Annotated in this window: 1 protein-coding gene; it reads left to right on the top strand. The window is 30.6% G+C overall.

Annotation, left to right across the window (positions count from 1 at the left end; translation table 11 throughout):
• The coding region (locus NH288_RS11295) for an IS1182 family transposase (protein ID WP_265215396.1) at positions 1 to 1559 on the top strand (1559 nt) is incomplete at its 5' end.
• Between the last annotated feature and the right edge of the window lie 44 nt (positions 1560 to 1603).

Genomic DNA, 1603 nt, shown 5'->3' with positions numbered 1-1603 from the left:
TGAAACAAAATAGTAATACATCATCATTAACTAATCTTACACTAGTTGGTGATACAATTCAATTAAAATTAAACTTTAACACAGAAGTATACATCCAAGATGACATAAAACTAAGGCTTGTAAAAAATATAATTGAAAGGATAGACCTAACAGAACTAAGAAAAGTCTACTCATCATTTGGGAGAAAACCTACTGTAAATCCAGTAACAATGCTTCAAATAATAATATTCTGCTACTCTGAAGGAATATTCTCATCAAGAGAAATAGAAAAATCATGTAAATATGATCTAAGAATAAAATATCTTCTTGACGGACAAACCCCACCAGATCATAGCACAATAAATAGATTTAGACAGAAAATAGTAAATCTAACACCTAATCTACTAAGTCAAATAGTAGAAATACTAGTAGAAGAAAAGCAAATAGATCTATCAAGTATATACATAGATGGAACAAAAATAGAATCTTATGCCAACAGATACAGCTTTGTCCGGAGAGGAAGCACAGAAAAATGGCAAGAAAAACTAAGAATCAGAATAATAAAGCACTTCAATTTAAATAAAGACTTAACACCATCCCAAGTATTAGAAGTAGTAAAGATATCATTTAATCAAGTAAGTAAAGAATGTATAGAAAAGAAAATAAACTTCGTACATGGTCAAGGAAAAAGAAAACATCAACTCCAACGAGACTATGAACAACTAAAAGATTGGAAAAATAAGTTAGAAACTTATCAAGAACACCTAGAAATAATGGGAGATTACAGAAACTCCTACTCAAAAACAGACCATGACGCAACCTTCATGAGAATGAAAGAAGACCACATGAGAAATGGTCAACTTAAGCCAGCATACAATATCCAATTAGCAAGTGCCTCAGGTTTCATAATAGGAGAAAATGTATCACACCATCCAAATGACATGTACACCCTAAAACCATTCTTATCAAAACTCCAAACAACCTATCCAAATGAACTAGACAAAATAGTAGCAGATGCAGGATACGAAAGCGAAGAAAACTATGTATATCTAGCTGAGCATAATCTAACATCCTACATAAAACCATCAAACTACGAAAAATCAAAAACACGAAAATATAAAAAAGAACAAGAATTCAGGGAAAGCCTAGTCTATGATGAAACTCAAGATAAGTACATATCAAAAGAAGGCAAAGAATTCATAAGATGTAATGATAAATACAGAAAAAGAAAAAGTGGATATATAACAACCACAAAAGTCTATAGGTGTTTCGACCGGAACAAAGATGGTCAAAAAACTAAAGGCATTTACATAGCAGAAACGTTCCAAAAATATAGGAAAGAATCATTAGAAAACATAATATCAGACCAAGGAATAGAAGAAAGATTAAATAGATCAATCCAAGCTGAAGGAGCATTTTCCAAAATAAAGTCAGGACTAAACTACAACAGATTCCACCATAGAGGAAAAGAAAATATAATAAGTGAAATATGCCTCTTATCAATAGCACTAAACTTAAATAAACTGGCAACCAAAATAGAAAATAAGAACTTAGAAATCATAAAATACAAAGCTGCTTAAGAAAAAAATATTAATTTCATAAGCTTTATTAAGTGAGCCTATTT

It is taken from the genome of Anaerococcus sp. NML200537, from assembly GCF_026131715.1.
Taxonomy (GTDB): Bacteria; Bacillota; Clostridia; order Tissierellales; family Peptoniphilaceae; genus Anaerococcus; species Anaerococcus kampingae.
Note: the sequence above shows the minus strand (reverse complement) of the source record. Positions and strands in the feature narration are given on the sequence as shown.